This window comes from Micromonospora sp. NPDC000668, from assembly GCF_042897975.1.
Classification (GTDB): Bacteria; Actinomycetota; Actinomycetes; order Mycobacteriales; family Micromonosporaceae; genus Micromonospora.
Genome location: NZ_JBIAYP010000002.1, coordinates 22,355 through 34,502, shown reverse-complemented (window position 1 = coordinate 34,502; position 12,148 = coordinate 22,355). Strand labels below are relative to the sequence as shown.

The following is a 12,148-nucleotide window of genomic DNA, read 5'->3' as shown; positions in this document are numbered from 1 at the left end:
CCGCTCAGCGTAGGTCGACCGGCCCCGGCCCGCTCGGACCGACCAGGCCCGTCTCGTACGCGACGATGACGAGCTGCGCCCGGTCGCGTACCGCCAGCTTGGTCAGGAGCCGCCCTACGTGCGTCTTCACGGTGGCCAGGCTGAGGCTGAGGTGCGCGGCCAGCTCCGCGTTGGACAGGCCCCGGGCGACCAACGCGAGCACCTCCCGTTCCCGCTCGGTCACCCCGTTCAGCCGTCGCGGCAGTGGCCGGGCCGGCTCCGGCCGCCGGGCGAACTCGTCGATCAGCCGGCGGGTCACGGTCGGTGCGAGCAACCCCTCGCCGGCGGCGACGACCCGGATGCCGGCCAGCAGCTCCGCCGGCGGGGTGTCCTTGAGCAGGAAGCCGCTGGCCCCGGCGCGCAGCGCACCGTAGACGTACTCGTCCAGGTCGAACGTGGTCAGGATGAGCACCCGGGTGCCCGCTGTCGCCGGATCGGCGCAGATCCGCCGGGTCGCGTCGATGCCGTCCATCTCCGGCATCCGCACGTCCATCAGCACCACGTCCGGCCGGTGCCGGCCGGCCAGCGCGACGGCCTCCACGCCGGTGCCCGCCTCGCCGACGGTGGTGCAGTCCGGGGTCAGGTCGACCAGCAACCGGAAACTGCCGCGCAGCAGCGCCTGGTCGTCGGCGATCAGCACCCGGATCACGCGGCCACCCGGTAGGGCAGGCGCGCCGTCACCGCGAAACCCCCGTCAGTGCGCGGCCCGGCGCGGAAGTCCCCGCCGTGCAACGCCACCCGCTCCCGCATGCCGGTCAGCCCGTGCCCGTCCCCGACGGGCAGGACCGGGCGCCGGCCGTCGTCGGTCACCTCCACCCGCACCTCGCCGGGCGTCACGGTCACCGTCGCCCGACAGGCCGCCGGCGCGGCGTGCTTCACGACGTTGGTCACCGCCTCCTGCACGATCCGGTACACCGCGAGGCCCACCGACTCCGGCACCGCGCCGTCCGGTTCCTCGCGCCGGACGTCGAGCCGGACGTCGACGCCGCCGATCGCCGCCTGCTCGGCCAGCCCCGGCAGCTCGTCCAGCCCGGGCGTCGGCGCGTACGGCGTGCCCTCGCGCAGTACGCCGAGCACCCGGCGGATGTCGGTCAGCGCGTTGCGGCCGGTTTCTTCGATCACCCGCAACGCGGCCCCCGCCTCGCGCGGGTCGGCCTCGGCGACGTGGTTGGCGACGGCCGCCTTCACCACGATGAGGCTCATCGTGTGCGCCACCACGTCGTGCAGCTCCCGGGCCACCCGCAGCCGCTCCTCGGTAGCGGCCTGACGGATCAGGTGCTCACCCTGCCGGGCGGCGAGGGCGCGGCGTTCCCGGATCAACCACCCGATCAGCCAGGCGGGCGCGATCATGACGATGCCGTAACCGACCGCGCCGCCCCCGGACCAGAGGTCGCCCGCGGTCGTCGCCAACCCGAGGCTGATCACGGTGAGACAGCCGGCGGCGCAGACCACCGATCGGCGTGGGGGCATCGACACGGCCACCGTGTAGAAGGACAGCCCGATGGCGACCGCCGGCGCGGCGGCGGCGAAGTTGGGGATGAGCCCGGTGATCAGCGCGACGGCGGCGGCGGAGCTGATCGTGACGGCCACCGCGACCGGCCACCGTCGGCGCACGGCCAGCGGCAGCCCGATGGTCAGCCCGACCAGCACGGACACCCAGGCCGGTTCGCGTACGCCCCCGTGCAGGGGTGACTCCAGCGCCGCGTACGCGCAGAGCATCCCGCCGACCACCACGGCCAGCACGGCGTCCACGGTGTACAGATCCACCGGCCGCAGCCGCCGGGTCAGCAGGAGAGCGGTCACCCGTCAGACGGTATCGGCCGGACGTGGCCCGCGCGTCCACCCGCAGGACGTCATCCTCGGGGACGACGCCCGGCCTCGTCACAGGCCCCGGCTCCACCTCTGGGAGGGCCGGAAAATGCCGGCCCCGGTCCGACGCGCGGCACCAGGTGGGACGGGCACCGTGACGGTCATGACCACAGACACGGTGACCCTGACGGGGCTGCGCGCGGTGTACGGCACCGGGAATCGGCAGGTGACGGCGCTCGACGGTGTGACGACCAGCTTCGCCAGCGGCACGTTCACGGCGGTGATGGGCCCCTCCGGCTCGGGGAAGTCCACCCTCCTGCACTGCGCGGCGGGGCTGGACCACCCGTCCGAGGGGACCGTCACGATCGACGGCACCCGCCTGAACGACCTGAGCGAGGACGAGCTGACCCGACTGCGGCGCGACCGCATCGGCTTCGTGTTCCAGGCGTTCAATCTACTGTCCACGCTGACCGCGGCGCAGAACGTCGAGTTGCCGTTGCGCCTGGCCGGTCGCCGCCCGCCGGCCCGGGAGGTCGCCGCCGCGCTGGACGCGGTGGGACTGGCCGATCGGGCCGGGCACCGGCCGAGCGAGCTCTCCGGCGGCGAGCAGCAACGCGTCGCCGTGGCTCGGGCGTTGATCACCCGTCCGGCGGTGGTCTTCGCCGACGAACCGACCGGCGCGCTGGACAGTGCCGCGTCCCGGCAGGTACTCCGGCTGCTGCGGGCGCTCGTCAACGAGCATGGGCAGACGGTCGTGATGGTGACCCACGACCCCAGCGCCGCCGCGTACGCCGACCGGGTTCTCCTGCTCGCCGACGGCCGCCTCGCCGACGAACTGACCGGTGGGATCACCGCCGCGGTCGTCGCCGCACGGATCGCCGAGCGGGAGACGGATCCGGTGGGCACGTCCCGACGGGCGGCGGACCCGGCCGTGGAGCTGTCGTGCTGAGCGTCCGGCGGTCGGCCGGCGCGTTCGTGGCCGTCGCGATCGGGGTCGCGCTGGTCACGGCGGCCACCCTGCTGCTCGCCTCCGGGCGACCACAGGTGCCGGACCGGCTGGCGCAGGCGGCGGTCGTCGTGCAGAGCCCCGAGGCGGGTACGGCGGCCGACTCGTTCGCGCCGACCCGGCCCTGGTCCGCCACCAGGGCGGCGGAACTCGTCGGCAGACTGGCCGGCCTGCCTGGCGTCGCGGCGGCGGTGCCGGACCGGACCTTCTACGCCCAGCCGCTCGTCGACGGCCGCCCCCCGGCGACCGACGGCCAGCGGGAGGACGCCCACCAGGGGCACGGCTGGTCCAGCGCCCGGCTGGGTGGACTGCGCCTCACGGCCGGCGAGCCGCCTCGGAGGCCCGGCGAGGTGGTCGTCGACCGCGCGCTCGGGCTTCGCTCCGGCGCGGCGGTCACCCTGCTGACCGCGGCGGGTCCGGAGGCGTACACCGTCACCGGTCTGGTCGACGCGCCCGGCGTCCATGTCGCGGACGAGGTGGCCGCCGCGCTCGCACCCGGGGTCCGGGCCATTGGGCTGGTGCTCGCGCCGGACGTCGATCCCGAGCAACTCGCCGTGGCGGCTCGCGGTGTCGTCGGCGGCGACGGACGGGTGCTCACCGGCGACCGGCGCGGCGCGCTGGAGCCACGCGGCGACGCCCGGACCCGCTGGATCGGGATGCAGGTGCTCACCGCCACGGCGGCCCTCGCCGGCTTCGTCACGGTCTTCGTGGCCGCCTCCACCTTCGCGTTCACCGTCGCGCAGCGCCGCCGCGAACTGGGCCTGCTGCGCGCCGTCGGCGCCACCCCGCGCCAGGTCCGCCGCATGGTGTACGCCGAGGCGCTGGCAGTCGGTGCCTCGGCCGGGCTCGTCGGCCTGCTGGTCGGCGCGGCGCTCGCCCCGGCGTTGGGACGACTGCTGGTCGATGTCGGCTTCGAGCCCGCGACCTTCCGGGTCCGGTACGAACACTGGCCGGTCGCGGTCTCGCTCACCGCCGGCCCAGTGATCGCACTGCTGGCCGTCTGGTCGGCGTCCCGGCGAGCGGCGCGGGTTCGCCCGTTGGAGGCGTTGCGCGAGGCGGCGGTGGAGCAGCGACCGATCGGTCGGCTGCGCGTCGCCGCCGGGGCGCTTCTCCTCGCGGCCGGGGCTGCCCTCAGCCTCGCGACCGCCACCTCCGACGACGCCCGCGACGGTGCCACCTACGCCCTGTACGCGGTGATGGCCCTGGTCACCGGCGCCACCGTGCTCGCCCCAGCGGTCGTCGGGCCGACGGTGCGGCTGCTGCGTTCTCCGGTGCGTCGGCGCGGCGGCGCGATCGGGCTGCTCGTCCGGGCCGGGGCGCTGACCGCGACCAGACGGACCGCGTCGACCGCCGCGCCGGTGCTGCTCACGGTCGCCTTCGCGGTGCTGGTGTCCGGGATGGTGCTCACCACGACCGCCGCGTACACGGCGGGCCGGGCGGACAACGTGAACGCCGGCTGGGTCGTCGTGCCCGACCGCGCACCCGGCCTGTCGGACCGGGCCGTCACCTCGACGGGCGGCACCGCCCTCCTGCCCACCACGGTCTTCAGCACCGACCCCGGCGCAGGGGTCGGGGACCTGCCACTGAACGCGCTCGGCGTGGACCCGGCGGGCTTCGCCGCGGCGAACCGGGTGCTCACCGTCGTCGCCGGCTCGCTCGATGACCTGCGCGGCGACGACACGGTGGTGCTCACCGCCTCGGCGGTGCCGGCGGTCGGGCTGCCGCCGGAGCCCTACCCGGTGGTCTTCGCCGACGGGGAACGGGTGTCGCTGCGTGTCGTCGCCGTGGTCACCGACGACTCGATCCCCGGCGACCTGCTCCTGCCCCGAGCCGTGGTGCGGGCGCACGACCCGTCGGCGCTGACCTCCGCGGTGTACGTCCGGGACCGGATCGATCCTCCGGTCGGGGCGCGGATCGTCGACGTCGCCGCCTGGGCGGCGGAGGCGGACCGCGCCGAGGACCGCCTCGTCTGGCTGTTCACGCTCCTGCTGATCGGGGTGTCGGCCGGCTATGGGGCAATCGCGGTGGCCAACACGGTGCTGCTGGCCGCCGCCGGCCGGGCCGCGGATCTGCGGCTGATCCGGTTGGCCGGGGCGACCCGGCGGCAGGTCCTCTGGCTGGTCACAGCCGAATCCGCCCTGGTGGTGCTGATCGGCGCGGTGCTCGGCGGGGCTGTCGCGTTCGCCGGCCTGCTGAGCATCCGCGCCGGCCTCGCCGAACAGGTCGGCGCCCCGGTCGGCCTGGTCGTGCCGTGGCCGGTGATCGGCGGGGTGGTGGGGTTCTGCCTGCTGCTCGCGGTGGTGGCGAGCGTGCTGCCGACGTGGCGGCTGCTGCGCCACCGTCCCGCCCGATCGCCGGTTGGCGTCATCGCCGGATGACCCGCGTTCCGGCCCGGCCGCCTTCCGAGGGTCCCGAGGGGGCGGTCGGGCCGCTACGGTCCACGGATGCGATCCGCGCGCCCAGTCGGGCTGCTCCTGTCCGCCGCCGCCGTCGTGCTCTGGGCGATCGGCATGACGGTGCTGCAACCGCTGACCGAACCGTTCGGCCCGTGGTCGGAGCGGTTGCCGGGTAACAACGCCTACTGGGCGCGGGACCTGCGGTTCGCGGCGATCGTCGCGGTGGCACTCGGGCTGGTGCTGGCTGGCCGGGGGCGCCTGCGCTGGAGCGGCCCGGCGGTGCTGCTCGGTGGTCTCTGGGTCGCCGCCGACGTGGCGATCGACCGGGCCGATCCGAGCGGCGACGGGGCGACCGTACTGATCGCCGCCGGTGGTTGCGCGGTCGTCGGCGCGCTGGCGGCGGTCCTGCTGTGGCGGGAGCGAGGCGCGCCGCCGGCAGGTCCGGACCGGCCGGCGTTGATCGCCGCGTCCTGCGTGGCCGGGGTGCTGACGCTCGTGGCCGCCGGCATGGAGTCGCCGACTGACCGCGAGCCGGAGCTGAACCAGGCGGCGGTGGCCACGGCGGCGCTGCTGGTCGCCCTGACCATCGGCGCCGCCCTGGCTGCGGCTCCGGCTCTGGCCCGTGCCCGGTTCTGGCTGGCGGCGGCTCTCGGCGTCGCGGCGGCGTTCGGTGTCGGGCTGATCCGTGCCGTCCCGCCCGGCCCGCGGCTCCTGGTGGAGCTCGCACTCGGGGCGGTGCTGCTCACCGGCGTCACGCTGCTGGCCTGGGACTGGCCGGGCGGTCGACCGGCCTGGCGACGTCACGCGCTGGCTGGCCTCGCCGCGCTGGTGGGCCCGGTGCCGATGCTGGTGGTCGCGGCCATCGCCATGATGGTGCTGCTGCCGATCGGCGCGACGTTCACGGCGCTGGCGGGCAACAGCCCGATCAACGCCGCCGACTCCGACGTGCTGCTCTCGCTGGCCGGGCTGCTCTCCGGGCTGGGGATGGCGCTGCTGCTGGCCCTACCGACCCTGGTCGACCGTCGCTGACTCACTCCACCACCGGCAGCACGACCTCGTTGCGGCGCAGGAACCACGGCTTCCACGGCGAGTCGAAGCGGGCGTACCGGATGGCGCCGGTGGGTTGTAGCCGGGCCGCGGTGACCGCCCGGCCGAGCGCGGTGGCCCGCTGCCCGAACGCCTGCTCCGTCCACCGCCCGGAGAAACGCATCGCCGCCGCGAGCTGTGCCGGGATCTCGCGGATCCGCACTCGGGGGTCCACCGGCTCGGGCAGGGTGGCGGCGGTGGAGTTGGCCGGCATGACGAACTGAACCAGGTACGCGCCCGGCCGCTCGCCCTCCTCCTGGACCACCGGCACGGTCATCGGGATCTTCTCCGTGCCGGTGGCCTCTGGCATCACCGGTGTCGTCAGCCCGGCCGGGTGCCGCGCCCGGTTGGCGCCGCCGAGGTACGCGGCCAGCGGCCGGAACGCCTCCAGCGGTGCCCTGGTGAACGACGCCTCGACCTGCATCTCGGCCACCAGGTGGGCCGGGTACCGGCGCAGCTCGAAGCCCGGGTGTCGGGCCACCACCCGGTACGGCTGCCGATCGGTCATCGCGCGCTCCCAGTGATCTCCTGGGAGAGACGCTACCGCCCTTCCGGCCCGCGCTCGGCAGAAGTCGTCTCCTGCTGCCCGGGCGTGACGGCGCGCCCGTTCAGCCGCCAGTACTGTCGCTTCTCCTCGTCGCGCAGCACCACCCCGAGCCGGCCCAACTCCCGGCGCAGTTCCCGGGCGTCGTCTCGGCGATCCTTCCGGACCGCTCGGTCGCGTGCCTGCAGCAGGGCGTCCGCTCCGGTGGGCAGACCGGGCAGCTCGGGCACCCACAGCCGGTACGCCGACCGGTGCGGATCGCCGTCCGCCCACCCCCATCCGTGCGTCCGGAACGCCGCCGCCAGCCGGTCGGCCGGCAGGTCCGTCGACTCCCGGGCCAGCTCGGCGCCGTCGGAGTCGAGCAGCATCAGGCGCCCGTCGTCGACGAAGACCACCCGGGTCTCGGCCCGCCCGACGGTCCGGTCCTTGCCGGCGCGGCGCAGCCGGACCTGCGCCGCGTCGACGGTGACGATGAGCCGTTCGGCGGTGCCGTTCCCGGCGACGACCAGACCGGCCAGCGCACCCACCGCGGCCGTGCCGGCGATGGCCTGCGCGTCGGGCAGCCGGTCCAGCAGCCCGAAGAGCCACTGCACGGGTGCCCAGGGCAGCCCGGCGACCCAGCCCGCCGCCAGTGCGAGCAGGGCCGCCGGCGGCGGCACCGAGCAGCGGGAAGCCGCCCCACATGACCACCAGCTCCAGTGGGCCGCCGCTGACCACGGTGCGCGGACGGTTGCCGGCGACATCCATGGTCAGGACACCTCCCGGCGGAGCGTCCGGACCAGGCCGGCGGCCAGCGGAAGGACCATCCAGACCAGCAGGGACACCGCCATCCGCCCCCACTGTTCGCCGGTGATGGTGTCGCTGCTGAACAACGGTTCCATGGTCCGGCTGGTGTCCAGCCAACTGGCCGGGCCGCGCAGGGGCCGGACCACCTCGCCGAGCACTCCCCAGAGGGTGGGCAGCAGCAGGTAGCCGACGATGGCCAGCGGCGGGTTGAGCAGCAGCAGACCGAAGGCGGCACCCATCAGTACGCCGGTGACCTGGAGGATCACCGCGTTCAGGATCAGCGCCCCGTCGATGCGCCAGCTGCCCGCGCCGCCGGTGGCCGACGCCACCAGCGTCCCGGCGGCGGCGATGGCCAGGCTGGCCAGCACCGAGGCGAGTGCGGCCACCACCACCGCGATCAGCTTCGCGGCCACCACCCGCTCCCGGCGGGGTACCAGCGCGTACGTGGTGAGGGCGGTGCGCTGGGACCACTCGCTGGTGATCGACAGGATGCCGAGCACCGGCAGCAGCACCCCGATCGGCAGCAGCGAGGGCGTGAAGAAGTTGACGAAGGTCTGTTCGGCTTCCCTGGCGTAGATCAGCTGGAGGGTGACGATCGCGGCGGCGACCAGGCCGATGGTGATCAGCAGCCAGCGGCCGGCCCGGGTGTCGGCGAGCTTGCGCAGCTCCACGGCGGTGAGCCGGAGCAGCGACGGGCGGCGTACCGGATTGTGCTGCCGGGGCGCGACGGCGCCGGCGGTGGGCGCGGTGGTGGTGGTCATCGGACGGCCTCCTTGGTGGATTCGCCGGCGGTCAGGGTGAGGAAGAGCTGTTCCAGGCCACCGCCGCTGGCGGGGCGCAGCTCGGCCAGCGCGACACCGGCGTCCGCGGCGGCCTGGCCGACCACCTCGGCGTCGGCCTGCACGAGCAGCCCGTCGGAGCCGTCCGCGGCGGTGAGGCCGGCCGCGTCCAGCGCCCGGCGCAGCGCCGCGCCGTCGCGGGCCCGGACCAGCGTGCCGCCACCGGCGAGCAGCTCGTTCTTGTTGCCCTGGGCCACGATCCGGCCGCCCCCGATAACCACCAGCCGGTCCGCGATCGCCTCCACCTCGCGCAGCAGGTGGGAGGAGAGCAGCACGGTGCCGCCCCGGTCGGCGAAGTCGCGCAGCAGGCCGCGCATCCAGAAGATCCCCTCCGGGTCCAGGCCGTTCGCCGGCTCGTCGAGGATGAGCACCCGGGGGTCACCGAGCAGCGCGTGCGCCAGCCCGAGCCGCTGGCGCATGCCCAGCGAGTACGCCCGTACCCGCCGCTTGGCGGCCACCGCGTTCAACCCGACCAGGTCGAGCTTCGCGGCGACCTCGCGCCGGTCCAACCCCATGGTGTACGCGGACAGCGTCAACGCCTCGCGGCCGGTGCGTCCGGCGTGCTGCGCGGAGGCGTCCAGCAGCACCCCGACCTCCCGCCCCGGGTTGGGCAGCTCCCGGTACGGCCGACCGGAGACGGTGGCTCGGCCGGCCGTCGGTGCGGTGAGCCCGCAGATCATCCGCATGGTGGTGGACTTGCCGGCGCCGTTCGGGCCAAGAAAGCCGGTGACCGTGCCCGGCTCGCACTGGAACGACACGTCGTCCACGGCCGGGTGCGGCCCGTATCGCTTGGTGAGGTTCTCCACGGTGATCATGTCGTCGAGCCTGCCCGCGCCGCCCGGCCATCCGCTGCGGCCACCGGTCGGCGCCGCACCGACCTTGGTCGACCGACCGGTCTCGACTTTGGTAGCTGGTCGTGGTGCCGGTCGGCTGCCTAGCATGGCCTCGTGACCAGCCTCGCCGTGCCGGAACACCCCTGGCTGCTGCCCGGGGCGCTGGCCGGCGCGGCCAGCCCGGACGCGGCCACCCGGCGACCGCGCCGCACCACCCGGGACTGGGCGGTGGACACCCTGGCGTTCCTGCTCTCCCTGGTCTGGGTGCTCTTCGCCACCGCGGACGCCCTGTCGCCCGACCCGGCGATGACGACCGCGCTTCCGCACGACTGGATGGCCGGCGTGGACGCGCTGCTCGGGCTGACCTGCTGCGGGCTGCTCTGGCTGCGTCGGCGGTGGCCGCTCGGGCTGGTGGTGGCCACCACACCGCTGACGCTGTTCTCGATGGCCGCGGCCATCCCGCTGTTGATCCTCTACTTCACCGTGGTGGTGCACCGGCGGACTGCCGTCGCGGTGGCGGTGACCGGCGCCGGACTGGTCACCAACATGGTCTTCAGTTTGCTGCGCCCGGACCCGAACATGCCGTACTGGGCCACCGCGTCGTGGGGCGTGGTGCTCAGTTTCGTCGTGCTGTCCTGGGGGATGTTCGTGCGGGCCCGGCGGCAGTTGATCGTGTCGCTGCGGGACCGGGCCGAGCGGGCCGAAGCCGAGCAGCAGCTCCGGGTGGCCCAGGCCCGCCATCTCGAACGCACCCGGATCGCCCGGGAGATGCACGACGTGCTGGCTCACCGGATCTCGCTGCTCAGCCTGCACGCCGGCGCTCTGGAGTTCCGCCCGGACGCGCCGCCGGACGAGGTGGCCCGGGCAGCCGGGGTGATCCGGGGCAGCGCGCACGCCGCCCTGCAGGACCTGCGGGAGGTCATCGGGGTGCTGCGGGCGGAGGGCGACGGCGACGCCCCGGAACCTCCGCAGCCCACCCTCGCCGACCTGCCGGCGCTGATCGACGAGTCCCGCACGGCCGGTGTGCGGGTCAACGTCAGTGACAGCGTCGTCGCGCCGGGGGACGTGCCGGCGGCGCTGGGTCGGGCCGCGTACCGGATCGTGCAGGAGGGGCTGACCAATGCCCGCAAGCACGCGGCCGGCGCGGCGGTCACCGTGGACCTGGCCGGCGGGCCGGGCACCGGCCTGACCGTGGCGATCGGCAACCGGTGGCCGGTGGGCGCCCCGGCCGGGGGAGAGGTGCCGGGCGCTGGCACCGGCCTGGTCGGCATCACCGAGCGGGTCACGCTGGCCGGCGGCCGGCTGGCGTACGGGCGGGACGACGCGGGCGACTTCCGGCTGGCGGCCTGGCTGCCGTGGCCGGCGTGACCGGGCCGCCCGGCCAGGCCGGGGCAGCTACCGGCACCTCGCCGGTACGGGTGTTGATCGTGGACGACGACGCGCTGGTCCGGGCCGGGCTCTCGATGATCCTCGGCGGCCTGCCGGACCTGATCGTGGTGGGCGAGGCGGCCGACGGCGGCGAGGTGCCGGCGGCGGTGGCCGCGTACGCCCCGGACGTGGTGCTGATGGACATCCGGATGCCCCGGGTGGACGGGCTGACCGCCACCGAGGCGCTGCGTGCCCAGCCGCAACCGCCGGAGGTGCTGGTGCTGACCACCTTCGACGCCGACGAGCAGGTGCTGCGGGCGTTGCGCGCCGGGGCGGCCGGCTTCCTGCTCAAGGACACCCCGCCGGCGGAGATCGTGCACGCGGTGCGCCGGGTGGCGGCCGGCGAGGCGACGCTCTCCCCGACGGTGACCCGGACGCTGATCGCCCACGTGACCGCCGCCGCCCCGGGTCCGGCCGGCCCCGACCCGCGCCGGGAGCGGGCACTGCGGTTGCTCACCGGGCTCAGTGAGCGGGAGCGGCAGGTGGCCGTCGCGGTGGGCCGGGGCCGCACCAACGCGGAGATCGCGGGGGAGCTGTTCATGAGCGTGGCGACGGTGAAGGCGTACGTCTCCCGGCTGCTGACCCGCCTCGACCTCAACAACAGGGTCCAGGTGGCACTGCTGGTGCACGACGCCGGCCTGGTCTGAGGTCACACTCATTTTTGAGTGTTCCATCGGTGGATGTATTCGTGGAGGCAGCTGCCGCCTGTGCCGGCCCTGGCCGTGTCGCGCAGCGGCGCGGCCGTCGACGGGGTGCGCGTGTTGTCCCCGGACGATCTCCTTACCGGGTACCGGAATTGAACCTTTGTCCGATGCCGGCCGTACCACTGCCCGAGGATGTCGGTGCGGTGGGTCCGCCGTACCGCTGCCGAACTGCGGGAGGCCTGCCGTGCGAGTTGGTGAGCAGTCGACGGATCCCATCGATCAGGTACTGGGTGAGGTGCCCATGCCGGCGCCGCTGACCCCCGAGGATGTCCGGCTCGCGGTCCGGGCGGTGGTGGTGCACACCGCCGAGGAGTGGCCGACCGGGCCGCTGTGCCGCAACGACGGTGCCTCCTACCCGTGTCGCCTGCACCGTTGGGGGCGACGGGTGCTGGAGACGCACGGGCTCAACGAACGCCAGATCGAAGCGTTGATCCGGCACGGCAACCCGTTCGTGCACGTGCCCTTCCCGTTCACCGCGAACGGGTCGGCGCCCGCGCGTCCCGCTGGCTACCCGGCCCAGGCGCCGCGTACCGGCGGCCTGCCGGCGCGGCACCAGGCCGCGCGGGTCGTCCCACCCGGGGTACGGCCCACCGCTCCCGGCCGGCCGGTGACTCCCCCCGTCACCGCGCCGCGCTGGCCCCGGGCGAGCTGAGCGGCACTACCCCTCCGCCGCCCGGC

At 75.0% G+C, this 12,148-nt stretch carries 12 protein-coding genes; 6 read left to right on the top strand and 6 right to left on the bottom strand.

Annotation, left to right across the window (positions count from 1 at the left end; translation table 11 throughout):
- Positions 1–4: 4 nt before the first annotated feature.
- Both ACFY29_RS09590 and ACFY29_RS09585 read right to left on the bottom strand, forming a co-directional pair.
- Positions 5–688, bottom strand: coding sequence for a response regulator (locus ACFY29_RS09590; protein WP_386984772.1), 684 nt, complete (start codon positions 686–688; stop codon positions 5–7).
- A complete protein-coding gene (locus ACFY29_RS09585) occupies positions 685–1,842 on the bottom strand; it encodes a sensor histidine kinase (RefSeq protein ID WP_386984771.1) in 1,158 nt (385 codons plus the stop codon). The genes ACFY29_RS09590 and ACFY29_RS09585 overlap by 4 nt, the downstream gene beginning before the upstream one ends.
- Before the next feature lie 169 nt (positions 1,843–2,011).
- On the opposite strand from ACFY29_RS09585, the gene ACFY29_RS09580 reads away from it, so the two are divergent.
- From ACFY29_RS09580 to ACFY29_RS09570, 3 genes are all read left to right on the top strand, one after another.
- Positions 2,012–2,797 (top strand): ABC transporter ATP-binding protein, encoded by a 786-nt coding sequence (locus tag ACFY29_RS09580; protein WP_386984769.1) that lies wholly within the window; start codon positions 2,012–2,014, stop codon positions 2,795–2,797.
- Positions 2,791–5,232: an ABC transporter permease gene (locus ACFY29_RS09575; protein ID WP_386984767.1), complete on the top strand. Its 2,442-nt coding sequence runs from the start codon at positions 2,791–2,793 to the stop codon at positions 5,230–5,232. The genes ACFY29_RS09580 and ACFY29_RS09575 overlap by 7 nt, the downstream gene beginning before the upstream one ends.
- Before the next feature lie 66 nt (positions 5,233–5,298).
- Positions 5,299–6,279, top strand: coding sequence for a hypothetical protein (locus tag ACFY29_RS09570; protein WP_386984765.1), 981 nt, complete (start codon positions 5,299–5,301; stop codon positions 6,277–6,279).
- A 1-nt stretch (position 6,280) separates the two neighbouring features.
- Here the strand turns inward: ACFY29_RS09570 and ACFY29_RS09565 are convergent, their stop codons facing one another.
- The 4 genes from ACFY29_RS09565 to ACFY29_RS09550 all read right to left on the bottom strand — a co-directional run bounded on the left by ACFY29_RS09565 (position 6,281) and on the right by ACFY29_RS09550 (position 9,320).
- Positions 6,281–6,844 carry an SOUL family heme-binding protein gene (locus ACFY29_RS09565; RefSeq protein ID WP_386984763.1) on the bottom strand — a complete coding sequence of 188 codons (564 nt, stop codon included), beginning with the start codon at positions 6,842–6,844 and terminating at the stop codon, positions 6,281–6,283.
- A 32-nt stretch (positions 6,845–6,876) separates the two neighbouring features.
- Complete coding sequence (locus tag ACFY29_RS09560) at positions 6,877–7,539, bottom strand: hypothetical protein (protein ID WP_386984761.1); 663 nt, start codon at positions 7,537–7,539, stop codon at positions 6,877–6,879.
- 90 nt (positions 7,540–7,629) lie between these two features.
- Positions 7,630–8,427 (bottom strand): ABC transporter permease, encoded by a 798-nt coding sequence (locus ACFY29_RS09555; RefSeq protein WP_386984759.1) that lies wholly within the window; start codon positions 8,425–8,427, stop codon positions 7,630–7,632.
- Positions 8,424–9,320, bottom strand: coding sequence for an ABC transporter ATP-binding protein (locus tag ACFY29_RS09550; protein WP_386984757.1), 897 nt, complete (start codon positions 9,318–9,320; stop codon positions 8,424–8,426). Before ACFY29_RS09550 ends, ACFY29_RS09555 begins: the two co-directional genes overlap by 4 nt.
- A gap of 132 nt (positions 9,321–9,452) precedes the next feature.
- Here ACFY29_RS09550 and ACFY29_RS09545 point away from each other — a divergent pair, with 132 nt between their 5' ends.
- The 3 genes from ACFY29_RS09545 to ACFY29_RS09535 all read left to right on the top strand — a co-directional run bounded on the left by ACFY29_RS09545 (position 9,453) and on the right by ACFY29_RS09535 (position 12,122).
- On the top strand, positions 9,453–10,706 hold the full coding sequence (locus ACFY29_RS09545) for a histidine kinase (RefSeq protein WP_328424043.1): 1,254 nt from the start codon (positions 9,453–9,455) through the stop codon (positions 10,704–10,706).
- The gene (locus ACFY29_RS09540) at positions 10,685–11,413 is read left to right on the top strand and encodes a response regulator (protein WP_386986613.1); all 729 of its coding nucleotides are present in this window, start codon (positions 10,685–10,687) and stop codon (positions 11,411–11,413) included. Before ACFY29_RS09545 ends, ACFY29_RS09540 begins: the two co-directional genes overlap by 22 nt.
- 241 nt (positions 11,414–11,654) lie before the next feature.
- The gene (locus ACFY29_RS09535) at positions 11,655–12,122 is read left to right on the top strand and encodes a hypothetical protein (RefSeq protein WP_386984755.1); all 468 of its coding nucleotides are present in this window, start codon (positions 11,655–11,657) and stop codon (positions 12,120–12,122) included.
- Positions 12,123–12,148 lie beyond the last annotated feature (26 nt).

Bases quoted from the DNA above. Each gene is read 5' to 3' on its own strand.
- ACFY29_RS09580 (WP_386984769.1), top strand. From the start codon at position 2,012: ATGACCACAGACACGGTGACCCTGACGGGGCTGCGCGCGGTGTACGGC.
- ACFY29_RS09570 (WP_386984765.1), top strand. From the start codon at position 5,299: ATGCGATCCGCGCGCCCAGTCGGGCTGCTCCTGTCCGCCGCCGCCGTC.
- ACFY29_RS09565 (WP_386984763.1), bottom strand. From the start codon at position 6,844: ATGACCGATCGGCAGCCGTACCGGGTGGTGGCCCGACACCCGGGCTTC.
- ACFY29_RS09555 (WP_386984759.1), bottom strand. From the start codon at position 8,427: ATGACCACCACCACCGCGCCCACCGCCGGCGCCGTCGCGCCCCGGCAG.
- ACFY29_RS09550 (WP_386984757.1), bottom strand. From the start codon at position 9,320: ATGATCACCGTGGAGAACCTCACCAAGCGATACGGGCCGCACCCGGCC.